Source organism: Pseudonocardia benzenivorans CB1190, from assembly GCF_000196675.2.
GTDB classification, from domain to species: Bacteria; Actinomycetota; Actinomycetes; order Mycobacteriales; family Pseudonocardiaceae; genus Pseudonocardia; species Pseudonocardia benzenivorans.
Genome location: NC_015314.1, coordinates 168,035 through 192,355 on the forward strand (window position 1 = coordinate 168,035; position 24,321 = coordinate 192,355).

Annotated in this window: 23 protein-coding genes; 8 read left to right on the forward strand and 15 right to left on the reverse strand. The window is 69.9% G+C overall.

Translation table 11 applies throughout. The annotated features are described in order from the left end of the window. Positions 1-152: 152 nt before the first annotated feature. The 11 genes from PSED_RS34440 to nicT form a co-directional block, all read right to left on the reverse strand. The gene (locus PSED_RS34440) at positions 153-1,601 is read right to left on the reverse strand and encodes a proton-conducting transporter transmembrane domain-containing protein (protein WP_041763367.1); all 1,449 of its coding nucleotides are present in this window, start codon (positions 1,599-1,601) and stop codon (positions 153-155) included. Continuing rightward, entirely contained in the window at positions 1,601-3,121 is a 1,521-nt protein-coding gene (locus PSED_RS34445; RefSeq protein ID WP_013678825.1) for a complex I subunit 4 family protein, read from the reverse strand. Before PSED_RS34445 ends, PSED_RS34440 begins: the two co-directional genes overlap by 1 nt. 30 nt (positions 3,122-3,151) lie before the next feature. After that, positions 3,152-5,002, reverse strand: a complete 1,851-nt coding sequence (locus PSED_RS34450) for an NADH-quinone oxidoreductase subunit 5 family protein (RefSeq protein ID WP_013678826.1) — start codon at positions 5,000-5,002, stop codon at positions 3,152-3,154. Positions 5,003-5,010: 8 nt separating this feature from the next. Next, positions 5,011-5,316, reverse strand: coding sequence for an NADH-quinone oxidoreductase subunit NuoK (locus tag PSED_RS34455; protein WP_013678827.1), 306 nt, complete (start codon positions 5,314-5,316; stop codon positions 5,011-5,013). Beyond that, positions 5,313-5,870 carry an NADH-quinone oxidoreductase subunit J gene (locus PSED_RS34460; protein ID WP_013678828.1) on the reverse strand — a complete coding sequence of 186 codons (558 nt, stop codon included), beginning with the start codon at positions 5,868-5,870 and terminating at the stop codon, positions 5,313-5,315. Before PSED_RS34460 ends, PSED_RS34455 begins: the two co-directional genes overlap by 4 nt. 17 nt (positions 5,871-5,887) lie before the next feature. After that, positions 5,888-6,826 (reverse strand): complex I subunit 1 family protein, encoded by a 939-nt coding sequence (locus PSED_RS34465; protein ID WP_013678829.1) that lies wholly within the window; start codon positions 6,824-6,826, stop codon positions 5,888-5,890. Between the two features lie 10 nt (positions 6,827-6,836). Next, complete coding sequence (locus PSED_RS34470; RefSeq protein WP_013678830.1) at positions 6,837-8,171, reverse strand: hypothetical protein; 1,335 nt, start codon at positions 8,169-8,171, stop codon at positions 6,837-6,839. Next, the gene (locus PSED_RS34475) at positions 8,162-8,512 is read right to left on the reverse strand and encodes an NADH-quinone oxidoreductase subunit A (RefSeq protein ID WP_013678831.1); all 351 of its coding nucleotides are present in this window, start codon (positions 8,510-8,512) and stop codon (positions 8,162-8,164) included. Before PSED_RS34475 ends, PSED_RS34470 begins: the two co-directional genes overlap by 10 nt. A 192-nt stretch (positions 8,513-8,704) precedes the next feature. Then, positions 8,705-9,343: a DUF305 domain-containing protein gene (locus tag PSED_RS34480; protein ID WP_233899516.1), complete on the reverse strand. Its 639-nt coding sequence runs from the start codon at positions 9,341-9,343 to the stop codon at positions 8,705-8,707. A gap of 92 nt (positions 9,344-9,435) precedes the next feature. Next, entirely contained in the window at positions 9,436-9,975 is a 540-nt protein-coding gene (locus PSED_RS34485; RefSeq protein WP_041763373.1) for a hypothetical protein, read from the reverse strand. Positions 9,976-10,059: 84 nt separating this feature from the next. Beyond that, positions 10,060-11,142: a Nickel transporter NicT gene (gene nicT / locus PSED_RS34490; RefSeq protein WP_456107302.1), complete on the reverse strand. Its 1,083-nt coding sequence runs from the start codon at positions 11,140-11,142 to the stop codon at positions 10,060-10,062. Positions 11,143-11,461: 319 nt separating this feature from the next. Here nicT and PSED_RS34495 point away from each other — a divergent pair, with 319 nt between their 5' ends. From PSED_RS34495 to PSED_RS34520, 6 genes are all read left to right on the forward strand, one after another. Next, positions 11,462-11,755, forward strand: a complete 294-nt coding sequence (locus tag PSED_RS34495) for a metal-sensitive transcriptional regulator (RefSeq protein WP_083845526.1) — start codon at positions 11,462-11,464, stop codon at positions 11,753-11,755. 155 nt (positions 11,756-11,910) lie between these two features. Further along, positions 11,911-12,120: a heavy-metal-associated domain-containing protein gene (locus tag PSED_RS34500; protein WP_013678836.1), complete on the forward strand. Its 210-nt coding sequence runs from the start codon at positions 11,911-11,913 to the stop codon at positions 12,118-12,120. A gap of 59 nt (positions 12,121-12,179) precedes the next feature. Then, on the forward strand, positions 12,180-13,184 hold the full coding sequence (locus PSED_RS34505; RefSeq protein ID WP_013678837.1) for a DUF8832 domain-containing protein: 1,005 nt from the start codon (positions 12,180-12,182) through the stop codon (positions 13,182-13,184). Next, the gene (locus PSED_RS34510) at positions 13,184-15,559 is read left to right on the forward strand and encodes a heavy metal translocating P-type ATPase (protein WP_013678838.1); all 2,376 of its coding nucleotides are present in this window, start codon (positions 13,184-13,186) and stop codon (positions 15,557-15,559) included. The genes PSED_RS34505 and PSED_RS34510 overlap by 1 nt, the downstream gene beginning before the upstream one ends. 928 nt (positions 15,560-16,487) lie before the next feature. Next, the gene (locus tag PSED_RS34515) at positions 16,488-16,781 is read left to right on the forward strand and encodes a hypothetical protein (protein ID WP_143771219.1); all 294 of its coding nucleotides are present in this window, start codon (positions 16,488-16,490) and stop codon (positions 16,779-16,781) included. Between the two features lie 104 nt (positions 16,782-16,885). Then, positions 16,886-17,494 (forward strand): methyltransferase domain-containing protein, encoded by a 609-nt coding sequence (locus tag PSED_RS34520; protein ID WP_158511371.1) that lies wholly within the window; start codon positions 16,886-16,888, stop codon positions 17,492-17,494. Between the two features lie 235 nt (positions 17,495-17,729). On the opposite strand, the gene metK is transcribed toward PSED_RS34520, so the two are convergent. Further along, on the reverse strand, positions 17,730-18,932 hold the full coding sequence (gene metK / locus PSED_RS34525; RefSeq protein ID WP_013678840.1) for a methionine adenosyltransferase: 1,203 nt from the start codon (positions 18,930-18,932) through the stop codon (positions 17,730-17,732). An 888-nt stretch (positions 18,933-19,820) separates the two neighbouring features. Between metK and PSED_RS34530 the strand changes: the two genes are divergently transcribed. Together PSED_RS34530 and PSED_RS34535 are read left to right on the forward strand one after the other, a co-directional pair. Then, the gene (locus PSED_RS34530; protein ID WP_013678841.1) at positions 19,821-20,357 is read left to right on the forward strand and encodes a hypothetical protein; all 537 of its coding nucleotides are present in this window, start codon (positions 19,821-19,823) and stop codon (positions 20,355-20,357) included. A gap of 108 nt (positions 20,358-20,465) precedes the next feature. Then, entirely contained in the window at positions 20,466-21,548 is a 1,083-nt protein-coding gene (locus tag PSED_RS34535) for a class I SAM-dependent methyltransferase (RefSeq protein ID WP_013678842.1), read from the forward strand. Positions 21,549-22,011: 463 nt separating this feature from the next. Here the strand turns inward: PSED_RS34535 and PSED_RS34540 are convergent, their stop codons facing one another. The 3 genes from PSED_RS34540 to PSED_RS34550 form a co-directional block, all read right to left on the reverse strand. Next, the gene (locus tag PSED_RS34540) at positions 22,012-22,596 is read right to left on the reverse strand and encodes a Fic/DOC family protein (protein ID WP_013678843.1); all 585 of its coding nucleotides are present in this window, start codon (positions 22,594-22,596) and stop codon (positions 22,012-22,014) included. Between the two features lie 12 nt (positions 22,597-22,608). Then, entirely contained in the window at positions 22,609-22,929 is a 321-nt protein-coding gene (locus PSED_RS34545) for an antitoxin VbhA family protein (protein WP_049803823.1), read from the reverse strand. Positions 22,930-23,720: 791 nt separating this feature from the next. After that, positions 23,721-24,143: a hypothetical protein gene (locus PSED_RS34550; protein WP_041763382.1), complete on the reverse strand. Its 423-nt coding sequence runs from the start codon at positions 24,141-24,143 to the stop codon at positions 23,721-23,723. Between the last annotated feature and the right edge of the window lie 178 nt (positions 24,144-24,321).

Here is a 24,321-nt window from a genome sequence, read left to right on the forward strand (position 1 = left end):
GTTCGCGGTCCGCGGGGCGGGTTGATCGCGCGCCGTCTGTGTCCTCGGCAGCGAGCACAGCCGGTCTACCGGCGCTCAGCCAGCACTAACGTGCCCCATTGTCGGCGCGTGACCGGGATGGGCGTGCTGAGCGGGGCGGCCGGATCATGTGATCAGAGCACACCGCTGAACAATGAGGTCAGAAGGCCGCCACCGACGCCGATCACCAAGGAACCAACGGCAGCCGCGAGTGCCGTAGTGCTCGCCCAGGGTCGGGTCGCGCGGGGATGCTCGGTGGCGTTCTGATCGCGGACGTCGGCGAACAACGGGGCGATCCATCGGAGGTAGTAGAAGAGGCTGGCGACGGTGTTGATCACCGCAAGCACGGTCAGCCATGCCATGCCGCCGTCGACTGCGGCGATGAACACCGCAAGCTTACCCAGGAATACCCCGGTCGGCGGGGTGCCGACCAGCCCCAGCAGACAGATGACGAGCGCGGCTGCGAGTGCGGGTCGCCGGCGGGCCAGGCCGCGGTAGTCCTCGAGCGTGCGGGCAGACCGGTCGCTGGTGGTGACGGCGGCCGCGACGGCGAAGGCACCGAGGTTGGTCACCGCGTACGCGGCGAGGTAGAGCAGCAGGGCCGAGGCGGCGAGGCCGGTGCGGGTGGCGACGGCGAGGGCCATGAGGACGTAGCCGACTTGGGAGATCGCGGAGTAGCCGAGCAGGCGTTGTGCCGAGTTCTGGAGGAACGCGGCTAGGTTGCCCAGCGTCATCGACGCTGCGGCGAGGATCGCGACGAGCAGCGGCCAGTCGATGAGGTGGTCGGGGATGGCGGCGGACAGCATCCGATAGGCCGCGACGAGGGCGCCGATCTTTGGGACGGTGGTGATAATGCCGGCGATCGGGGCGGGGGTGCCGTCGCTGACGTCGGGTACCCAGAAGTGCGCGGGAACCGCCCCCGCTTTGAACGCCAGCCCGGCCAGGACCGCGACCAGCCCCACGGCAGCCAGCGCAGCGGTCGATCGTCCACCCATCGCCGATGCAGCAACAGTGAGGCTGTCGCGCAGGGCGGAGTAGGCGGTGACACCGCCGGCGGCGTAGAGCAGCGTCACCCCGGCGATCATGGTGACCCCGGCGAAGGCGCCGGAGAGGTAGTACTTCATGGCCGCCTCGGTGCCCGCGGCGGTCTTCGTCCAGCCGACCAGGGCGTAGAGCGGGATGCTGGCGAGCAGGAACGCCGCGAACAGCAGCAGCAGGTCGGTTGCGCCGCAGAGCAAGACGGCGCCGAGCGCGCCGAGCAGCAGAAGCACCCAGTACTCGGTCTCCCGCTGGTGGGCGCGGGTGGTGTCTGCGGAGGCGCCGACGGCGAGCAGGACCGCGACGAGCACGATCAGCCGGCTCGCGTTGGTGGTGGTGTCGACGGTGTAGGAGCCGAACACGGTCTCGGCGGGGTGCAGGTAGGTCAGACCGGTGGCGACGAGCCCGGTCAGGCAGGCAGCGGCGGCGAGGACCCCGACCAGCCATTGGCGTCGCCGCGGAAGCCACGCCCCCACGAGCAGCCCGAGCACCGCGGCGCCGAGCAGCGCGAGCTCGGGGATCAGCGCGGCAAGGTTCTCGTTCATCATCGAGCGACCAGGGTGTTCACCGTGGCCGCGGCGGGCTCGACGAGGTCGAGCAGGAACCGGGGGGCGAGCCCGATCACCGTGGCGAGCGACAGCAGCGGCACGATCGCGAGAAGCTCGCCGGTGCGCAAGTCGCTGACGGCGTGGGGTGTGCCGGGGGCGTCTGGGATGCGGAGCGGCCCGAGGAACAGCCGCTGCAGCGCGACCAGAAACAACGCGGCGGTCACGAGGATTCCGGTGACCGCGATCGCGACCGGGATCGGCGCGGCGGGCAGGGAGCCGGTGAAGATCTGGAACTCGGCGATGAAGCCGGAGAAGCCGGGCAGCCCGAGCGAGGCGAAGGCCGCGACGGCGAACAGCGCGGCGAAGCGCGGGGTGCGGGCGGCCAGCCCGGAATAGGCGCCGAGCTCGTAGGTGTGGCCGCGGTCGTAGAGGACGCCGGCCAGCAGGAACAAGGCGCCTGTGATCAGGCCGTGCGAGACCATCTGCACCAGCGCACCGGTAGTGGCCAGCGTGCGGGCCTGGGCGTCGCCGGCGGCGACGATCCCGGCGGCGCCGATCCCGACCAGCACGTAGCCCATGTGGTTGATCGAAGTGTAGGCGATCATGCGCTTGAGGTTGGTCTGGGCGAATGCGACGAGCGCGCCGTAGACGACGGACACGACCCCGACGATGAGCACGACCAGGGCGTACTGGCGCCAGCTCGTCGGGAGCAGGGGCATGGCAATGCGGACGAAGCCATAGGTGCCCATCTTGAGCAACACCCCGGCCAGGATCGCCGAGCCCGTGGCAGGGGCTTCGGTGTGCGCGGGCGGTAGCCACGTGTGGAACGGCACGGTCGGGGTCTTGACGGCCAGGCCGACGCCGATCGCCAGCAGCGTGAGCGCGGCGTAGGGGCCGCCGGCGGCGAGCGGGTTCGCGGCGGCGAGCTCGACGATGTCGAACGTGTGGGGCGTGGCGGCGAGGAAGACCAGGATGAACCCGAGCAGCAGGGCCAAGGAGCCGAGGAAGGTGTAGAGGAAGAACTTCAGCGCCGCCGACCGTGCCCGCTCGGCGTGCCCCCACCCGGCGATCACGAAGTACATGAACACGATCGACAGGTCGAAGAACAAGAAGAACAAGATCAGGTCCAGCGCGGCGAACAGCCCGAGGCTGACCGTCTGCAGGGCCAGGAAGAGCAGCACGTAGGGCTTGACGCGGCGGGTTTCGCGCAGCGCGAAGACCCCGCACGCCAGGAACAGCACGGCGGTCATGGCCAGCAGCGGCAGCGCCAGCCCGTCGACGCCGAGGTGGTAGGAGATTCCGGCCGACGGGATCCACGGCAGGCGCACCTCGAACGCGTAGCCGCCCGGCCCGACGCCCGCGACGGGGAGCCGTACCCAGGCGGCGACGATCAGCGCCAGGTCGGCCAGCGCGGCGGCGATCCACGCCCCGACGAACAGGCGGGCCGGCAGCCGCGCGGGCAACGCCGCCACCACCACCGCCACCGCAGCGGGCAGGAACACGATCAACGACAGCACCGCTGGGTCCTCCTTCAGGACACGACGCTTTCAGGACACGACGAGGACGACGACGGCCAGCACGGCCAGCACCGCGAACCCGACAGAGGCCTGCGCGTAGTACTGGTGCAGTTGCCCGGTCTGCGGGCGCTGCGCCCACCGGCCCAGGGCGCGAGCCCCGTCGACGACACCGCGCACGACGCCGTCGACGGCGGGCTCACCGCGGCGGTCGAGCTGCCGCGCGAGCGTGACCGTGGCCCGGGCGGCGGCGTCGACACCACGGTCGAGGACGTGGTCGTCGAACCTGGCCAATCCGTGCGCCAGCCGGTGCACCGGGCGGACCAGCAGCAGCCGGGCGGCCTGTTCCAGATCCCACCACCGATGCAGCAGCCCGGGCTCGGGGAGCCGGGTCGCGGCGCGCCAGCCCCACGCGGTGGCGGCCCCCGCCACGGCGGCCGACACGACCAGTTCCCACCACCGCGGCCCGGGTTCGGGGCGGAGAAGGCCGTGGCCGAGCAGCGGGAGGATCCCGAGGGCGGCCGCCCCGATCGCCAGCACGACCAGCGGCGGACCGGTCACGGCCGAGAGCCGACCGGCCGGGGGCTGCTCGACCTCGGCCGCCGCCGGCGGCTGCGCGACACCAGCCGCGGGCCGCCACACGAACCACAGCGCCTTCGCGCTGTACACCGCGGCGACAGCGGCCGCGGCCAGCCCGACGACGTACAGGGCGACCACGCCGGGCGCCGGGGCGGCGAGGGTCGCGGCGAGCACGGTGTCCTTGGCGACCCACAGCGACAACGGTGGAAGTCCCGCCAGCGACAGCGCCCCGACCGTGAACACCGCTCCGACGAGCGGAAACCGGCGGGCCGACCCGGCGAGACCGCCGAGCTGCTTGGTGCCCAGCGCGCTCAGCCAGGCCCCCGCGGCCAGGAACAGCAGGCTCTTCGTGGCCGCGTGGGCGACCAGTTGTAGCACCGCGGCGCCGGTGCTGCCGACACCGGCGGCGAGGATCATGAAGCCGATCTGCGCGCAGGTCGACGCGGCCAACAGCTGCTTGAGATCGCGCTGGGCGATCGCGACCAGCCCCATTCCGAGCGCGGTCCCCGCCCCGACCCAGGCCACCAGCGGACCGGCCCAGCCGACCGAGCCGAGCAGCGGGTTCAGTCGCACCAGCAGGTACGCGCCGGCAGCGACCATGGTCGCCGAGTGCAGCAGCGCCGACACCGGGCTCGGGCCGCGCATCGCCCCGGAGAGCCAGAAGCTGAACGGCAGCTGTGCGGACTTGCCCAGCGCCGTGACCACCACCCCGGCCACCAGCAGCTCCCGCCATCCCGCCCCGGCCGTCGGCAGCTCCTCGAAGCTCAGCGACCCGACACCGCCGGCGAGCGCGGCACCGGCCGCGAGGTAGAGCCCCAGGTCGGCGGTGCGGGTGGTGAGGAACGCGGTGTGCGCGCCGCGCACCGCGTCCGGGTCACAGACGTGATAGCCGATCAATGCCCAGCTCGCTGCGCCCATGACCTCCCACGCCATCAGCAGCGGCGCGAGGCCCGTCGCCGTCACCGTCGCGAGCATCGCCGCGGCGAAGACCAGCATCAGGCCGGTGAACCGGCCGGTCCGCAGCCCCTGCTCGCCCGCGGCAGACACCAGCACCGCTAGCAGCACCCCGGCGACGGTGAGGACTAGCACCGCGGAGAGCCCGTCGACGGCGAAGCCGGCCCGGATGCCCGCGAACAGGGCCGTGTCGGTGACCGGACCGATGAACGCGGCGGCCACCGCGAGGCCCAGCACCACCACTGACACGCCGACGCCGAGGGCGGGCGCGAGCGGGTCGACCCGCCGCCCCCACAGTGCGAGCAGCGCTCCGGCCAGCAGCGGAACGGCGATCAGCAGCCACAGCAGCACGAGCGGCCTCAGCCTTTCAGGTCCGCCGCGCCGTCGGTCATGTCGACCTGGCGGGCCCGGTAGATCGCGGTGGCCACGGCGAACCCGGCGGCCATCTCGACCGCCATCGCGGTGACCACGACGACGATGAGGACCTGGCCCTGGCTGCCCGCGGACGCGAGGAAGTGCCAGAACGCGGCCGCGGCGAGGATGACACCGTTGAGCATCAGCTCCAGCCCCATCATCAGCATCACGATCGACTGCTGCGACAGCGCCCCGTAGAGCCCGATCGCGAACAGTCCGGCCGCGGCCAGCAGGAACAGCTCGAGCGTCACCGGCCGACACCTCCTCCGAGGGGGTCGTCGGACGTGTCCGCGTCGAGGTCGCCGCCGAGCCGGTCGTAGCGGCCGCGCCCCGTCGAGAGAACGACCGTCGCGACGATCGTGGCGAACAGCGTGATCCCGAGGGTCATCGTGGTCAGCATTTGCTCGCCCATCAGCGACCGGCCGAGCGCGAAGGTCGGATCGGGGGCCGGGGTGCCGGTGCGCTGCGGCCAGTCGACGAGCAGGATTCCCGCGGCGAGCAGCACGAACGTCCCCACCGAGATCGTCATCGCGCCCGGCTTGTTGTGATACATCGCCATCGGCATCAGGCCGGCCGGATTCATCATGTACATGATCATGAAGACGGCCATGATCACCATCTCGATGACCATCATCAGCACGATGACCACCCCCAGGTAGCCCAGCCCGAGCAGCACCACGAGCCCGGCCACGGCCAGGAACGAGGCCAGCAGCGAGAAGGTCACCTGCGCCATCGAGTTCAGACGGAACACCCCGAACCCGAACATCACCGCGGCCAGGGCGAGCACCCAGAACACCACGTCCATCTACAGCCCTCCCTCATCTACAGGTCGCCCCGCGTGAGCACGACGATCGACACCACCAGGGCCTGGGCGATGGTCAGCGGCACGAGCACCATCCAGGAGATCTCGGTCCAGCGGTCCATCCGGATGGTGGGGAACCGGCGTCGCGCCCAGACCAGCACAGCCAGCACCGCGAGGGTCTTGACCAGCACCCACGCCCACGCCGGCAGCAGCGGCCCGGCGCCACCGCCGAGGAACAACGGCACCGCCATCGCCGCCGCGGCGGTCAACATCAGCCACCTGCCGCCGAGGAACAGCAGACGGTCCACGCCGGACAGCTCGCCGGCCGCCCCACCGGCGAGATCACCGGCCACCGGGGCGTCGAACGGCGCCCAGAACGCCATCGCGGCCGCCGAGACCAGGAAGACCACGAACGCCACTGGCATGATCACCACGAACCACAGGCCCTGCTGGGCGGCGACGATGTCGCCGACCCGCAGGCTCTGCGCGCCCACCGCGGCGGTGATGATCGCGAACATGTGTGGCAGCTCGTAGGCCAGGCCCTGGGCGACGAACCGGTATCCGCCCACCAGCGACAGCACGCTGTTCGGGCCCCAACCGGCCATCCACACCGCGGCCCATGCCAGGACCTCCATGGCGTTGAACCACACGACCCCGACCCCGAGGTCCGCGACCGGGCGCGTGCCGAGCGGGATCACCACCGCGGCCAGTACCGCCGCCACCACCAGCACCACCGGCCCGGCTCGCCCCAGCACCGGGTCGGCCGCCACAGTCCGACGGCGCTGCCCGACCAGCAGCCGCGCCAGCTCTCTCGCCGGCGCGGTGAACCCACCGGGGCGGCCCGCCGCCCGTGCGTCCGCTGCCGCATCGACGACCACCACCGACCACGCCACCGCGATCAACACCAGCGGCAGCAGCGGCGCCCACCACCACGCCAGCGCCGCAGCCGGTGCCGGCATCGGGACCGCCTCATCCACGGTCGCGCCGCCCGCCGTCGCGCATGCCTGGCTGCGTCCCGGGGGCCGTACCGTCCCCAGCCGTCGTCGCTGCCGGCGCGTCGTCCCCAGCCGTCGTCACGACGGGCGCGTCGCCGGGGACGACAGTCGTGTCGCCGTCGGTGGCGGGGTCGGCGGCCGCGAGGAGCAGGCGGGCGACGGCGAGGTCGGTGCCGACCACCAGGCGTGCCACCTCGGCCAGCTCGATCCGGGCCTGCTCGTACCGAGCTGAATGGACGGGCCGCGCCCTCGATGTGGGCGCGCGAGTGGCGATCGCGTCCCCGGTTGGCTCGTGGAGTGCCTCGACGGCGAGCCCGAGGGCCTCGAGGCGCAGCGCCACCAATGCCGGCACATGCGGGAGGCCCCGCACCATCCGGTGCAGGGTCCGCGACCGGCGGATCCGGCGCACCAGCGCTTCGACCGCCGCGCAGGTCGGGTCGAGCGACGCCCCTGTGAGGAGCCGGTCGCGCAGCCGGCGGGCCCCCGCCGCGGGCGCCGCCCAGCCCGCCACCGCCAGGACCCGGGCCACGGCGTCGAGCTCTCGGGCCACGGCGCGCCGCCCGATGTCCGGGCAATCGCCGTCGCCCAGGGCGGCCGACGTACGGGACGTCCAGAACGGCTCGCCGGGTGGATCATCGACCAGCCGGGCGTGGGCCTGCTGGACGACGTCGCCTTGCAGCGCCACCTCGAGCACCAGCCCCGCCGGCCAGTCCGGCAGGACCGGCCCCAACGCCACGTTCAGCCGATCGAGCATCAACCCGTCGCGATCGTCGCCGAGATCGGCCATCGCCAGCCCACCAGGCATCTCCATCTCGCCGTGCCCGCCATGACCGCCGTGCTGCTCGTGCCCGCCGTCCTGCTCGTGCCCGCCGTGCTGTGGAGAGCCGGGCTTCTCGTCGGGATGCAGATTCCCGTCGAGATGCCGAGGTGTGCCGCCCCGTCCGTCCTCGATGGGCTCTGCCGCAGTGGGTGCACTCGGAGCCGGCCCGGCGGCAGGACGCGCTGCGGCGAGGTCGGCCGAGGCTCGGTCCAATGTCGCCTCGAGGCCCTCCGGTGCGTCGATGGCGAGGTAGGTGCGCGGCTGGGGAACGCTCGCCCAGATCGCCTCGATCGCGGCCGTGAGCTCGGGCCCCGCGCGACCGGCGACGAGCAGCACGTCCGCGTCGGCCGGGGTGTCGGCGATCGGCCAGTCGCGTCGCGAGAGCTCTGCCTCGACGGCCAGGCGGACGGCCACCCCGTTGCGGGCGGCGACGATCAGCACGTGCGGTCGTCGGGCGGCGACGCGCCGCAGCCATCGGCTCAGGTCCATCGCAGAGCGCCCTCGCGCCACGCGTAGACAACTCCGGCGAGCAGGATGGCGAGAAACACGAACATTTCGATCACCGCGGAGGGCCCGACCCGCGACACGACCAGCGTCCACGGGTACATGAAGATCATTTCCATGTCGAAGGCCAGGAACACCATGGTCACCGGGTACCAGCGCACGTGGAACCGGGAGAAGGCGTGGTGGGTCGGCCCCAGGCCGCCCGTGAACGGGGCGACCTCCGACACTGGCCGGGCCGCCGCGGTCATCACCGAGAGCGAGTAGAGCGCGGCGACGAAGACCAGCACCACCCCGAGCACGATCAGCACCGGCACGAACTCGCTCATGTCAGATACCCCTACCCGGGACGGGTGCGTGACCCCTTGTCCAACGCGACCTTCCCTGCGCGGTGTCATTTCATGTCGGCCGCATTGCCGCAACCGCTGGCCGCGGCCACCCCACGCCCGGGAATCGCGCGGAGCGGAGGGGGCTGCATCAGAGCCACCCTCCGCCCCGCCTCGCATAAGGAGCTCGGCGGGTCAGAGCGTCGAGAGCAGGTTCTGCATCTCGGTGATCTCCGACTGCTGGTCCTGGATGATCTTCTGTGCCAGTGCCTTGGCAGCGGGGCTCTGACCCTCGGCCAGCTCGGTCTGGGCCATCTGAATGGCGCCGTTGTGATGCTCGGTCATCATCTGCAGGAACATCCGGTCGAAGTCGGCGCCGGTGGCCTGCCCGAGCTGTTGCATCTGCTGGCCGGTCATCATGCCGGGCATCCCCTGCGGCATGGGCATGGTGCTCGTGGCCTGGCTCATGCCGCTGTGGTCCATGCCGCCCATGGAGCCGCTCGTGGCGGTCGGCCCGGTCTCCGGTTCACCCCAGGCTGTGAGGAAGCCGCGCATCTGCTCGATCTCAGGCCCCTGAGCCTGCTGGATGCGGGTGGCGAGCTGCTTGACCTGGGCGTTGCTGGCCTGCTGGATGGCCATGTCGGCCATCTCGACGGCCTGGGCGTGGTGCGGAATCATGTCGTGGACGAACGCGGTGTCCGCGGCGTTGTGATCGGCCGAGACGGCCGGTGACGTGGCGGCCGCGCTCGGTGTGGTGGACGCGGCGGTGGCGGAGCCGGTCGAGTCGCTACACCCGGCGACGAGAACGGCCGTGACGGCGGCGGCGCCGAGCATGCCAAGGACAGATGTGCGGTTCATGATTGGAGGTACTCCTCTGAGTGCAAACGGATGTGATCGGACCAGCGCTCTTCCGCGCTGGAGGCCGATCAGTTCCGCAGCACGCAGAGTTGCGCGAGCCTGACCGAGGTCGGTGGAGGCGCCCGGGGCCCGGCGACGGGCCGCCCACTGCGGCCGGCTGCGTCGGGCCGAGCCGCGCGTCCGACGACGAAGGCCAGGAGCGCCGCGGCGGCCACGGCCAGCAGCACGGTCAGCACGGCCAGGCACAGGTGGAGCAGGTCGTGCAGCGCCGAGTGTCCACCGGCGGGCCCCGCCGGGCCCGCCGGGTCAATGGTGTGCATCTCGGATCTCACAGTGACGACCAGGACCGCGGTCGCTGCCGCCTGTTGGCCGTGGGAACCAGCAACTCCGCCGGTGTTTTCTGGCGCCGCTACGGCGTCCGTATCAGCGGCGACCGTCACGGATCCGTCAGGGCCCGCCATCGTCATCGGTGGGCCGGCAGCGCTCTGCATGGCGACGTTCTGCGCGTCGTCGCGGCAGGCGACCGCGGAGTGCATCGCGACGACACCCAGGATCAGCGACAGCATCAGGAGCACGTGCTGCCAGTCGCGTCGACCAAGCGTCTGCACGCCCCGACGATAGCTGCGCGGCGGAGGACTGCCTGACCGCCGGGTCGACGGTGCAACGGGTCGACTCCCGATCGGGTGATCTGGTCAGCCGTGTGGGCCCGCTCCGTGCGGGTCGACGAGAGCGTCGTCAGCGAGGGGTGCTGGGGAGCACCGGTCCTCGATGCGGCCCAGCCGCCATACGGCGAGCGCCACAATCCAGGTGAGCACGAACAGGCCGACGACGGCGAACCCGACGACTTCGAGGTCGAGCGAGCCGATCCAGTGCAGGGGACCGGACTGGACGTCGAGACGCTCCCCGATCATGCCGAACAGCACGATCACGCCGACGACGAGCGCGACGATCACCGACAGCACCGTCACCGTGAGGTTGTAGAAGACCTTCCGAACGGGCTTGAGAAAGGCCCAGCCGTAGGCCCTGGCCATGAACACGCCGTCGGCGGTGTCGAACAGGCTCATCCCTGCAGCGAACAACACCGGAAGCACCAGGATCGCGTACCAGGGGAGGGTGAACGCGGCCGTTCCCGCGGCGAGGACGAGCAGCGCGACCTGGGTGGCGGTGTCGAACCCGAGGCCCATGAGCAGCCCCACCGGGTACAGGTGCCAGGGCCGGTTGACCCGACGCATGACGCGCCCGAGCAGGCGGGCCAGGAACCCACGACGGTGGAGGTGGTACTCGAGGGCGGCTTCGTCGACGACGCCAGTGCGCATGTCCCGCAGCACCCGGGCGATCCCGAACACCGAGACCAGGTTCGTCAGCCCGATCAGGACGAGGAACACGCCGGCGACGATCGACCCGATCAGGCCGAGGGCCTGCAGCAGGGCCGAGTCCTCGTCCTGGACCGGGCCGACGATCGCGCGCAGGCCGAGCGCAAGCAGCAACGACAGGCTGAACACGACGCTGGAGTGGCCGAGGGAGAACCAGAAGCCCGAACTGAGGGCGCGCTTGCCCTCGCCGACGAGCTTGCGGGTGGTGTTGTCCACGACAGCGATGTGGTCGGCGTCGAAGGCATGCCGAACTCCGAGCAGATACGCGGTCAGCCCCAGCCCGGCTCCGAACAGTCCGACGTCGCCCAGAATGATCTTCTGCGGAGCCACCGCCAGCAGGAGCACGCCCCAACCGAGGACATGGAGCGCCACGACGACGCCCGCCATGCCCAGCAAGCCCAGGCAAGCATGCCGATCCCACCGGGCGACTCGCCCCTGCCCACGCCCGTCTCCCACCGTCGCATCGTGCAGCACCGAAGTTGCTCCTGCATACGAGTGGCAGCACAGGATCACAGCCCAGGGCGTCGTCTACTCCCGGGGGAGCCCGTCCCCCGATTCGCGCTCTGAGCTCGTGGGATCGGGCCGCGTCCTCGCGCCGGCATAGACAAGCGCGCCTCGCGCGAGAGGGGCCGAGCCGCTCGGTGGGCGAAAGAGTGCCAGCAGCTCGATTCGCCGGACGCACTGGCGTACGATACCCCCCTAGGGTATCGTCGCGATATCGATGGGAGGCGCCGTGCACGGGTACGCGGACAACAAGGACAACCACCTCAAACGAATGCGCCGGATCGAAGGCCAGGTCCGGGGCATCTCGAAGATGATCGAGTCCGACAAGTACTGCATCGACGTGCTCACGCAGGTCGCCGCGGTGAACAAGGCCTTGGAGGCCGTGGCATTGGGGTTGCTCGACGATCACCTCAAGCACTGTGTGAGCGACGCCGTCGCCGAGGGTGGTCAGGTCGCTGATCAGAAGATCTCCGAGGCCAGCGCCGCGATCGCCCGTCTGGTCAAGTCCTGATACCGCGTGGGGCGCGATCGCGCACCCACGTGCCGACCGATCGGCCCTGACCCCCAGCTCACCCGTCAGCACCGGCCCCGTCGCAGGCTGCTCAGTTCGTCGCGTCCGCACCCGGCTCCCGGGGGCGGACCGGCAGGAGAAGAGAGGAAGCACTGATGGCTGTCAGCACCTACACCGTGACCGGGATGACTTGCGACCACTGCGTCGCGTCGGTGCGCGAGGAGATCGGCGAGCTCTCCGGTGTCCGGGAGGTCACCGTCGACCTCCCGACCGGCCTGGTCACCGTCACCACCGACGCGCAGGTCGACGACGCGGACATCCGCGCCGCCGTCGAGGACGCCGGTTACCAGCTCACCACCACCTGACCCTCATCTCGTCGCGGCGGACCCGGCCGGACGGGCAACCCTGAAGCAAGGGAATCATCGTGAACACTCTTGCGAAGCTCTCCGCCTACGGCGCGGCGCTCGCCCTGCTCGCACTCGGGGCGTACGCGACCGGATCCGCTGTCGGTCCCCTGGCCAGCACCGCCTCCGCCGCACCGGCGACCGGGCCCACAGGCGCCCGCGTCGTCGAGGACACCGGGCACGGGGACATCCACAGCGGCGCCGTCCCGGAGACCGCAGACCAGCCCGCCGGGCTGGCGCCGAGCAGGGGCGGCTACACCCTCATGCCCACCGCCTCGACGCTGACCGCGGGAACCGTCGACGACCTCACCTTCCGCATCACCGGCCCGGACGGGGTCACGGTGACCGCGTTCGACGAGGAGCACACCAAGCAGCTGCACCTGATCGTGGTGCGCCGCGACACCACCGGCTACCAGCATCTGCACCCGATTATGGACCCCGACGGCACCTGGCGGACAGCCCTGGATCTGCCCGCGGGCGGGGTCTACCGGGTCTTCGCCGACTTCACCCCGACGGGCGGGGCGCCGACGACCCTCGGGGCCGACCTGTCGGTGGCCGGCGTCGACGAGCCGGTCGGCCACGACACCAGCCGGGTCGCCGAGGTCGACGGCTACCAGGTCCACCTCGATGGCGACCTGATCGCCGGGCGGTCCTCTCCGCTGGCGCTGACCGTCACCGAGGACGGCGTGCCGGTCACCGACCTGCAGCCCTACCTCGGCGCCTACGGACACCTCGTCGCGCTGCGCGCCACCGACCTGGCCTATCTGCACGTGCACGCAGACGGTAGCCCTGGTGACGGGCGCACCCTCGCCGGACCGCAGATCAGGTTCGTCGCCGAGGTCCCCTCGTCCGACACCTACCGGCTATTCCTGGATTTCCAGCACGCCGGGACGGTGCACACCGCTGAGTTCACCGTGCCGACCGGCCCACCGACCTCGGCGCCAGACGCGACGAGCCCAGACGAGACGAGCGGAGCCGTCGCCACCCCCACCGACACCCACCCCCGCATGGGAGAGGGCCACTGATGTCCACGACCAGCCACACCTCGACAGCTGCCCCCGCGGCGGTCACTGGACCAGCCACTGCCGTGCAGGGCCGCACCGTCACCGACGTCGAGCTCGCCATCACCGGCATGACCTGCGCGTCGTGCGCCAACCGGATCGAACGCAAGCTCAACAAGATCGACGGCGTGACCGCCACGGTCAACTACGCCACGGAGAAGGCGAAGGTCACCGCACCGGACGGGATCGCCCCCGACGAGCTCGTCGCCGCGGTGCACGCCGCCGGGTACGGCGCCCGCCTTCCCGATCCCCCGACCGTCGCCGAGGAGCCGGGTGGCTCCGGGCAGGTCGACGAGAGCAGTGCCGAGCCGGTCGAGCTGCGAGCCGCCCGGCAGCGGCTGCTGACCTCGATCGTGCTGTCGGTACCGGTCATCGCGCTGGCGATGGTCCCGGCGTGGCAGTTCACCTACTGGCAGTGGATCTCGCTGACCCTCGCCGCGCCCGTGATCGTGTGGGCGGCCTGGCCGTTCCACCGGGCGGCGTGGGCGAACCTGCGCCACGGCGCCGCGACCATGGACACCCTGATCTCACTCGGCACCCTCGCCGCGTTTGCCTGGTCGCTCTACGCACTGTTGTTCGGCACCGCCGGCATCCCCGGCATGACCCACCCCTTCGAGCTCACAATCAGCCCATCGGACGGGGCCGGCAACATCTACCTCGAGGTCGCCGCCGGGGTGACCACGTTCATCCTGGCCGGGCGCTACTTCGAGGCCCGCTCCAAGCGCCGCGCCGGCGCGGCCCTGCGTGCCCTGCTCCAGCTCGGCGCCAAGGACGTCACCGTGCTGCGGGAAAGCCCGAACGGCAGCCGGGTCGAGGAGCGCATCCCCGTCGGGCAGCTCGCCGTCGGTGACCGCTTCGTGGTCCGCCCCGGGGAGAAGATCGCCACCGACGGGATCGTCGTCGAGGGCAGCTCCGCCGTCGACGCGTCCATGCTCACCGGCGAGTCCGTGCCGGTCGAGGTCGTCGTCGGAGACGAGGTCGTCGGAGCCACCGTCAACGCCAGCGGCCGGCTCGTGGTGCAGGCCCACCGGGTCGGCGCAGACACCCAGCTCGCGCAGATGGCCACGCTGGTCGAGGACGCCCAGACCGGCAAGGCAGCCGTCCAACGACTGGCCGACCGAATTTCCGGGGTGTTCGTGCCGATCGTGATCGCCCTGTCCGCGGTCACCCTCGCGTTCTGGCTGGGCACCGGTGCGGGTGCGGCGGCGGCGTTCACCGCTGCGGTCGCGGTGCTGATCATCGCCTGCCCGTGCGCGCTCGGGCTCGCCACCCCGACCGCGCTGCTGGTCGGCACCGGCCGCGGCGCACAGCTGGGCATCCTCATCAAGGGCCCGGAGATCCTGGAGTCCACCCGCAAGGTCGACACCGTGGTCTTGGACAAGACCGGCACCGTCACCACCGGCCGGATGTCCCTGCTCGCCGTACACACCGCCGGCTCCGACGGATCCGGGACCGACCCGTCGGACGCGGACGAGGTTCTGCGGTTGGCCGGGGCGCTGGAGAACGCCTCGGAGCATCCCGTCGCCGCAGCGATCACCCGTGCGGCGCGTGAACGGGTGGGCGAGCTGCCCGAGGTGACGGAGTTCGGCAACCTGGAGGGCCTGGGGGTGCGCGGCGTCGTCGACGACCACGCGGTGCTCGTCGGTCGGCCGGCGTTGCTCGACCAGTGGAGCCAGAGGCTGCCTGACGATCTCGCCGCAGTGGCCGAATTGGAGTCCGGCAAGGGGCGCACGGTCGTCGCCGTCGCCGTCGACGGAGAGCCTCGGGCCGTCATGGCCGTGGCCGACATCGTCAAGGACACGTCGGCCGAGGCGATCGCCCGGCTGCGCGGGCTCGGGCTCACCCCGATCCTGCTGACCGGGGACAACCGGGCCGTGGCGGAGACGGTCGCCCGCGAGGTCGGCATCCCATCCGACGACGTCGTCGCCGAGGTCCTGCCCGCCGACAAGCTGCAGGTGGTCAAGGACCTGCAGGCGCAGGGCAGGGTCGTCGCGATGGTTGGCGACGGTGTCAACGACGCGGCCGCACTCGCACAGGCCGATCTCGGCCTCGCGATGGGGACCGGTACCGATGTCGCCATCGAGGCCGCCGACATCACGCTGGTCCGCGGTGACCTGCGCGCGGCAGCGGACGCGATCCGACTGTCGCGCCGCACGCTCGGCACGATCAGGGGCAACCTCTTCTGGGCGTTCGCCTACAACGTCGCCGCGCTGCCACTGGCCGCCCTCGGCCTGCTCAACCCGATGCTCGCCGGCGCCGCGATGGCCCTCAGCTCGGTGTTCGTCGTCGGGAACAGCCTGCGGCTCCGCAGGTTCCGCCCGACGAGCGACCAGGGCTGACCCGACGTACGGCGTCGAGGCGGGGCGAGGGCCGGCAACACCGTCCCTTGCCCCGTCACGGCTTCCACAGCTCGTCGGATTCATCAACCGCCGCCGGCCTGTTGGGCGGCACACATGCGTCGTGCGCTGGCGGGCCTACGCAGGAGCTCGCCGTGGGCTCGACTGTGCCGCGTCGAACCCAACGGATCCACGTCAGAGCCGACACTGCGTACACCGCAGGCGATAGCGCGATTGTCGACCTTGCGCTCCTCGAGGAGGACCACCGAGGCGACCTTACGCCTGAGGGCCCTGGTGGTGCAGCACTCCGGCGCGAGTCGCACTTCTCCGTCCGCTGCAGGGCCGCCACCCCTTCCACGGATGACGGGTTCCTTGTCGGCGTCGGTGATCCTATCGACGACGCGGCTCAATTTCTTGACCGCGCGCGTCCGTCGGCCGGTACGGGCGAGGCGGACGTGCTGGCGCCGCGCGGTGCGTCGACGTCCATCCGACCTATCGGACCTGACCAGGTCGGCACCTCCGGCCACCGTGGCCGCCGGCGTCGGACAAACGCCAGGTCCTCGGGCCGTCGCCCCAAGATCAGACGTCGTACACGACGAACCGTTGTCTTCTCGTCATCCAGGGTGATGAGAGCAGGAACGATCAGGCTGAACGCAAGGCCGAACAGAATGACTGCCGTCCGAGTAACAGCACCATAACCAATGCCGAGACAGAAACCGTGCGATCGAAAGTCGACATGTATGTCGGGTTCGAGAGATATGGAGGGATCGTGAGCTTTGTGCGTCTGTGTGGTCGTCCAGGGTTCCACACACTACTACGATCACGTGATCCCGCCGTGACTAGACGTTCCCGCGAATCGGCTTCTTCGGCCTACTGGGATCGGGGAACATCGGCAACGACGGCTCCCTCGACGTGGCCCTCAACGAAGTCCGTGCGCGATATCCCGACGCCCAGATTGGCTTCCTGTGTGCCGGCAATTTCTGTCGGCTACTCCGAGAAGAGTCGAGAACTGCTCGCCGGCGTCGGTCTCGACGGCTACTGCCACGCGGCAGCGACGCTCGACCTGGACCTGCTGCAGGAACAGTTCGCTGAGCTCGAATCTCGCCGGTTGGCGCTCCGGCCGCCCGCACTTGAGGAGGCTACCCAACCCTTTGCGCAGCAGGTGCATGTGCAGTTCGACGAGATCGCCACGATGCTGTTGCTAACACCCGTCGGCGGCCGGTGAGTTCGCAGGCACGGACATGAAAGGACGAGGGCGCAGGACAGATGTCCACTCACGACAATATCGGGAGCGGTGCCAGAAAACTCTACAAGAGAGACTTCTGGGCCGTGGAGAACCGGAACTATACCGAGCCGCACTACCGGATGCAGAAGGCAGCCCGATTGCTCAACAGAATTGCGGCGGGCAAACGACTCACCCTGCTAGACATCGGCTGCGGTCCAGCCACGCTCGAACGACTACTGCACCCAAACATCGAATACTGCGGCATCGACATCGCCATCCAGGAACCGCGCGACAACCTCATCGAGACCGACTTCCTGGACGAACCCATCGGCTTCCGCGGCCGGAAATTCGATCTCATCATCGCGCAGGGCGTCTGGGAGTACGTCGGACCGCACCAGGACCGGAAGCTGGCCGAGATCGGGCCGATCCTCGAAGCCGACGGCATCTTCCTCACCTCGTACGTGAACTTCGACCACAGGGACAAACGGATCTACCGGCCCTACAGCAATGTTCAACCCCCCGAGGGATTCCTGAGGAGTCTCCGACGCCGTTTCACCATCGACGGCTATTTCCCCACCTCGTACCACTGGGTGGGCCGCGAGCCTCGCCACCCAGCCCTGAAGGCCATCGAGATGCCAGTGACCATCAGGGTGCCCGTGGCCCACCGCCACTTGGCGGTCGAGTACTTCTTCCGCTGCTCTGCGCTGCGCTGACGACCGATGAGCCCGGCCCTGCCACCTCTGCACTGTCGGCTACGGCGCCGACCTGGGCCGTAGCGGAACGACGTGTCCAGCGTGCCCGAAGAACCGCGGAGCCGGCCGCGCGGCAGAGCCACGGCGGTGCCAGAACTGCGGCTGCAGGGACATCCGATCGCGGTCGGACGGGGGCTACAAGCGGCCGTCCCCTGGCCGCCTCTCGTAGCCGATTCTCGCAGTTCCGCGGGGCCGATCAGCCGCCCGCGGCGGACTTCAGCGCGTCGGCGCGGGAGGTCGACTCCCACGGCAGCTCGACGTCGGTGCGGCCGAAGTGGCCGTACGCCGCGGTCTGCGCGTAGATCGGGCGCAGCAGGTCGAGGTCGCGGATGATCGCGGCCGGCCGCAGGTCGAAGACCTCGGTGATCGCGGACTGGATACGGGTCGGGTCGACGTGCTCGGTCCCGAACGTCTCGACGAACAGCCCGACGGGCGCGGCCTTGCCGATCGCGTAGGCGACCTGGACCTCGATGCGGTCGGCCAGGCCGGCCGCGACGGCGTTCTTGGCGACCCAGCGCAGCGCGTAGGCGGCCGAGCGGTCGACCTTCGACGGGTCCTTGCCGGAGAACGCGCCGCCGCCGTGGCGGGCGAACCCGCCGTACGTGTCGACGATGATCTTGCGCCCGGTCAGCCCCGCGTCGCCCATCGGGCCCCCGACGACGAACCGGCCCGTGGGGTTGACCAGCAGCCTGGCGCCCTCGGCGTCCAGCCCCGCGCGCGCCAGCTCGGGCTCGACGACGTGCTCGCGGATGTCGGGGGCCAGCAGCGCGTCGAGGTCGACGTCGGCCGCGTGCTGGCTGGACACCACGACGGTGTCGACACGGACGGCCTTGTCGCCGTCGTACTCGATCGTGACCTGGGTCTTGCCGTCCGGGCGCAGGTAGGGCAGCACGCCGGACTTGCGGACCTCGGTGAGCCGGCGGGCCAGCCGGTGCGCCAGCGCGATCGGCAGCGGCAGCAGCTCGGGGGTGTCGGTGTTGGCATAGCCGAACATCAGGCCCTGGTCGCCCGCGCCCTGGCGGGCGATCTCGTCCTCGCTGGCCTCGACGCGCGACTCGTAGGCCGTGTCGACGCCCTGTGCGATGTCGGCGGACTGCGCACCGATCGCGACGTTCACGCCGCAGGAGTTGCCGTCGAAACCCTTGGCCGACGAGTCGTAGCCGATCTCCAGGATCTTCTCGCGGACCAGCGTGGGGATGTCGGCGTAGGCACTCGTGGTGACCTCACCCGCGACGTGGACCTGACCGGTCGTGACGAGCGTCTCGACCGCGACCCGGCTGCGCGGGTCCTGGGCGAGCAGCGCGTCGAGGACGGAGTCGCTGATCGCGTCACACATCTTGTCCGGGTGTCCCTCGGTCACCGATTCGCTGGTGAACAAGCGCATGTTGGACGAAGGCATCCTGAATCTCCTCGGAAGACAAACGGAATTAGCGCCAGATTGGATAGATAGAAGGTTTCACGGAGGCAGCAGTAGGGGCTGCTCGCGTGAAAGGAGGAAAATGGCAGGAAGAACCGAAACTGGGACTGCTGCCGTCCTGTAGAACGCCTCCTCGAACAGCCGCGGAAGAGCGCCATCGGAGGGGCGAGGATCACATCACGTACGTAACACGCATAGCTGGGCTAATCTGACAGATGTGGCCAGCGAGCTGCACCTGGTGTAGTGGCGGCCTCGCCAGTTCGCACGAACATCACGGCCGTCGGCTAGGGCATGCCTTCGGATTCTTGTGAGCACCAATAGCATGACCGCGGTCAGAACCGCGAAGACGCCGTCACGGAAAGCGTGTGAGCACGCTAGAATAGCTCGTTCGTCGGCGAGCGAGACACCGTGCCGAGACGCACTCATGGGGTCAGCGAATGCGGCTCCGGCGGCGGCGTCCACGGACCGAAGGCCGAGGCCCGCCCAGGTACTGTCCTGGACGGCGTGGGCGTGAGGCGCGCTTCCAGCGCTGCCTACCGAAGGATTTGAGCCGTCCGCCGGCGAGGACATGCTGCAGCAGAGTACGAGCGAGCAAGCTGCGACAACCACGAGACCCGCCAGCACAGCGAGCAGCCGCCCAAGCCGGTGGCTGGCGCGTCGCTTGTCCACGGTCGCAACAGTAGGTGGGGTGCACTCAGCGTCGCACATGCCCCCGTTCCGAGCCCGTCAGTGAACTGGGATGCCGCGCCGATCACCAGACTGGTCAGCCCCGGGGAGGCACACGGAATCCGCTGCACCTAGTCTCCGGGGCGCGAACACCTCCTCGAGGAGTCCACGGTGACGACAGCCATAAGCCGAGGGGCGAGCTCCATGCTGCGCTCTGTCGGGCTCGCCGCCGGTCTCTGGGGACTCACTCACCTGGTCACTCACGCCCTGCTTGCCGAGGCGCCGACAGATAGCGGCGCGGCCGCGCAGGCGGACTCGATCGGCGCGCTGACGATCGCGGCCCTTGCACTTCTCGTCGTCTCCGCCAGCGTTCTCGGTGTTCTGTGCGCATCGACAGCAGCTCGCCGCACTCGGCCGCGGGCCGGGTCCTCCACGTTGGTGCTCGCCGCGACGGCCCCCGCGGTGTACATCGCCATCGAGATCGCGACCCACGTCGGCTCTCACCACGATGGCGCGCCACCGTTCGGGCTTCTCGTAGTCGGCGGCGTGGCACACGCGGGAGTGGCCCTCGTCGCACGGCAGCTCTGGGCCATCTTCCTCGACCGCGCGATCCCGGAGATCGCCGTCTATAGCGGCAGCCACGCGGCTCCACCAGCGCTCGCGTGCAGCATGGGCGGGGTCGTCGGCCTCACCCGATGGACCCCCATCGACCCCAACCCTGGACGCGCCCCACCTGTGTGACCCCGGCTTCGACACTTCCTGACCGGCCATCCGGACAGGTCGAACTCGCGTGAGCCCGCAGATCGTCGTGCGCACGCATCCGTCACCGAATCCCTGGGGTTACTTCTCGTGTCCGTGACAACCGACCGCTCCCTATACAAATCGCTGCGGCTAGGCCTGTGGCGCGCAATGCAATCCGCCGCCCCGCAGGCCGAACAAGGCGAGTACATCGACCCTCTGGACCTCCCCCCGGTCGACATCAACGGCTGGGACCCGGCCTGCCGCGAGGCGCTCGAGAGTCCCGAGATGGCGTCGTTCGTCGATGCACTGCGCGCTGGCGAACGCTCTGTCCGCGACTCCATCCTGGGCGACCTCGCCGAGTACTACGACATGACTCCCGAGCAGGCACGCAAGGCCTGCCTGAACTGGGAGGAGACAAGCGTCGACGAATGGCGCAGGACGAATGCCTCCGGCAGCGACGCAGGACGCGTCGAGTTCTACCGGACCACGCAGTCCTGGAGTTTCGACCTGTCCTGGTGGGCATACCTGCAGTCAGAAGGACGAGCCGACCCGTCCAACGTGTTGGCCTTTCGATTCGCCCAGCAGCACGCGCCCGGTCGCCGCCACCTCGATTTCGGGTCCGGAATCGGCATTACGAGCCAGCTCTTCGCGCGCAACGGCTGGTCCAGCACGTCAGCGGATCTGTCTTCGACACTGCTCGACTTCGCAAGGTTCCGCCATCAGAACCGCGGCGACGAGATCGCCTACATCGATCTCCACACCGACAAGCTCCCCGCAGGGGCGTACGACGCGATCACCGCGATCGACACCCTCGCCCACGTCCCGGACGTCTACACCACCTGCCGCGAGCTACACGCTGCGCTTGGCCCCGACGGGATCCTCGTGGCCAACTTCGACATTAGAGCTGCCGCTCCTGAGACGGAGTGGCACCTGTATGACGATGACCTGCGCCCCGTCTACGACCTACGTCGAGCCGGCTTCGTACCGATCGGCCCCGCCGGCTACGGAATGGTGGGGTACCGCAAGACCCCGACGCGCGGGCTCGGACATCACCTCAGGGTCGCCGGCGCGTGGCTCATGCTCGTGAGCCCGCCCCGGCGTCTTGCACGAGCGCTCAGCCAGCCGCTGCTCAGGTCGCTGGTGAGGCTCCGGACGCGACTGCGCGCCCACCAGGCTGCCGGGCAGCCGTGACTGCATCTGTTACGCCGCCGGGGCTGAGGCCGCGAGGGACGACGGTTGCGGGGTCCGCCCGCCTCCTGATGTGAGGGATGAGGTGGCGGCTGCGCACGCCATGTGAACGCGGCCGCCGCCAGCCCTCGGTCCCGGTACGGATTGCATGTATGCGCATCAGACTATGGGTCAGTGCGGCCGTCCAAGTCGTGAGTCGTGCATGATCATGCGGCGGCGGTCCACTGCGCCAGCGCCGGAGACGGTTACTGTCGGTCGCGAGTATCGGACATACCGGGCGATGAATAATGCATAATGCTCCGACCTGCGGCTATCCAGTGAAGTAGTTAGCCGAACTCTTATGACAGCGCGACCATCACAACACGCTGATCACTTCCGTCGCTACTAACGGGCAAGCGCTCACCCTTCGCTACTACCGCACTCGCCGGGGCCTCCTCCACCAGCGACGCTCACCGGCCCCCGGAGGTCAGGCCGGACTGATCAACACGGTGCTGAGCATGGTCCGCAGTGGCTTGAGATCGCCGTCGTGGGCTGCGCGTGAAGCGCTGGCGTTCTCACCGGCGTCGAGGACGGCCCACCGGAGGGTGTACCCGGCGTCGCGGGAGAGCTGAGCGAGCAGCGCGCGCTGTGTCCGGCCGTTTCCCTCGCGGAACGGATGCAGGAACGTCAGGGCGGCGAGCAACGCGGTGAGCTCGTCGAGAAAGGGCTCCCGGTCCAACCCGCGCAGGTGGTCGCGCGCGGCCAGGCCGAGGAAGAGCTGGCCGGCTCGTCGTTGGATGTCGTGGGGCGGGCAGAACATCTGTCCGGCCTTGCCCAAGGTGACGGTGCGTAGCTCCCCGGCCCATTCGTAGATGTCCCCGAAGATGAAGCGGTGGAATGCCTGCAGGTGGCGGAGGTCGTAGTGCCCGGGTAGGGGGGAGCGAGTGAGCTGGGCCATCGCGTTTGTCGCGATGGCGGCCTCGGCTTGGCTCAGCGTGTGGGGGTCGGTGATTCCCAGACGGTTACGCAGGACACCGGACTCGGGATCAAGGTAGGGGTCCCAGCTCGCCACGAACGCGGATGGTCAGCGTCGGTAGTGGGTCAGCAGGCGTGTTCGGGCCTCGGCGAAGCTCAGGGTTCCGTCGGCGACCTCACGCATCACGGCTTCTCCGAACTCGCTGAGCTCGAGACCTTCGGCCCGGGTTGAGCCGATCGCGTCGGCTACCGCTGATCGGCGCTCGTCGGCCAACAGTTGGGCGTAGCGGTCGGCGGAGAGCAGCACGACCTCGGCTCGACGATGACGCCCGACGTAGACGGGCCCCCCGGACGCGCTGCGTGCCTGGGTCATCGCATCGGCAAGGTGCTCGCGCAGCTCGCTGATCGAGAGAACCTCCGGGATGCTCACACGCAGAAGGGTACCCGAACCTGTACATGTTGGTGTCCGTAGAGATCGGTTCTGGCCGTCGGCCCGGGTCCGCATCGTCGCCCACTCCTGATCTGATGACGGTGCTCGACCAGCGGCAGCCGGGCAGAGGCAGCCAGTCCCTTATTGCCTACCATGGCGCAACATTCTTCGAGAAACAGACGGCTTACCATTCGGCGAGACTGCGTGCTATCGACGCAGCGACGGGGTCTGTCGGGTGCATTGCAAGGAACGCGGCTAGGCCTCGCAACGCAGTCAGGGCCTGGTCCTGCCGTTCCGGCCACTCACCCGACGGGTGCGCTGCTGCTGCGGTTTTTGCGGCGGATCGCAACCTGTTGGCCTGATCTCGGCCGGTGACCACCATCAGTTTTCGCGCGGATTCTGTCGCGGAGATCGGTCCCGACGGGGCGCCAAATGTGGATAGGGCGTAGCAACTTCTTCGGGATTGCAGTCCACGGAGGCCCTTCCGTCGTGTCTGAGCAAGGCGCTCGACGCAGAATGTACCCGATAGAGCGGCCGAGAGCCATCAGATGAGATCCGCCCGAGTGTTTAAGAGGGGATCGCCGCGCAGCTTCGGGGCATCGGGGCGAACTCGGTGGGGCGGCCTCGACGTTTTCAGTCCGACCGGGCACCTGTCTAACCGGTTCCGCCTGCAATTCTGAAAATCCGACCCGCATTCCGCCGTCCCTGCGGGGCCCGGCGACCGCGCGCAGCGCGATCAACCGCCACGCCGCGGTCCGCAGCTCGGCGGCCACCGGAGCCCACCGCCGCGGCTAGCCCACGCCCGGCGTCCGGGCCGCGCGATCGAACTGCTCGGCCACCTCCCACTGCACCCGGTCCAGCTCGGAGGCCTTACCGGTCACGGTGCACACCGCGGTGACCATGTCACCGGCCGCGTGCGCCACCGACGCCGCGACGTCGCGTTCGTCGGCGGCCAGCGCTGCGGTCGCGTGCTCGACCGCGCTGATCGCGTCCACGACAGCCTCGGCGGGTTCCGCCGCGCCCATCCGGGCCCGTTCGTGCGCCTCGGGCGGCAACGGCTGGGCCGGAGGCGCAGCCGAGGCCCACCGCTCCAGCAGCTTCGGCAGGGACAGAGCCCGCGCCAGGCTCCGACCGGAGAACCACACCGGCATGCCGTCGGCGTTCGTGTCGCCCAGCGCGGCGAGCGCATAGCCGACGAGCTGACCAGGCGGCATCTCCGCACCGCGACCCGCTGGTCGGCCAGCCGCCGGAAGAACTCCTCAGGATCCTGTGCCTACACCGCGGGGTTCTCTAGGTCAAGCAGCGACGGAGAACAGAGCGATGCCTGTCCGGCTACTCCTGACAATCAATCGTTGACGCCGCGATGAATGCTGCGCCACCCCCGGGGTCCAG

Coding starts and splice junctions, on each gene's coding strand:
- PSED_RS34440 (WP_041763367.1), bottom strand. CDS start 1,601: ATGAACGAGAACCTTGCCGCGCTGATCCCCGAGCTCGCGCTGCTCGGC.
- PSED_RS34460 (WP_013678828.1), bottom strand. CDS start 5,870: ATGGACGTGGTGTTCTGGGTGCTCGCCCTGGCCGCGGTGATGTTCGGG.
- PSED_RS34465 (WP_013678829.1), bottom strand. CDS start 6,826: ATGCCGGCACCGGCTGCGGCGCTGGCGTGGTGGTGGGCGCCGCTGCTG.
- PSED_RS34470 (WP_013678830.1), bottom strand. CDS start 8,171: ATGGACCTGAGCCGATGGCTGCGGCGCGTCGCCGCCCGACGACCGCAC.
- PSED_RS34475 (WP_013678831.1), bottom strand. CDS start 8,512: ATGAGCGAGTTCGTGCCGGTGCTGATCGTGCTCGGGGTGGTGCTGGTC.
- PSED_RS34480 (WP_233899516.1), bottom strand. CDS start 9,343: ATGCTCGGCGCCGCCGCCGTCACGGCCGTTCTCGTCGCCGGGTGTAGC.
- PSED_RS34495 (WP_083845526.1), top strand. CDS start 11,462: ATGGGAGGCGCCGTGCACGGGTACGCGGACAACAAGGACAACCACCTC.
- PSED_RS34500 (WP_013678836.1), top strand. CDS start 11,911: ATGGCTGTCAGCACCTACACCGTGACCGGGATGACTTGCGACCACTGC.
- PSED_RS34510 (WP_013678838.1), top strand. CDS start 13,184: ATGTCCACGACCAGCCACACCTCGACAGCTGCCCCCGCGGCGGTCACT.
- metK (WP_013678840.1), bottom strand. CDS start 18,932: ATGCCTTCGTCCAACATGCGCTTGTTCACCAGCGAATCGGTGACCGAG.
- PSED_RS34530 (WP_013678841.1), top strand. CDS start 19,821: ATGCTGCGCTCTGTCGGGCTCGCCGCCGGTCTCTGGGGACTCACTCAC.
- PSED_RS34550 (WP_041763382.1), bottom strand. CDS start 24,143: ATGCCGCCTGGTCAGCTCGTCGGCTATGCGCTCGCCGCGCTGGGCGAC.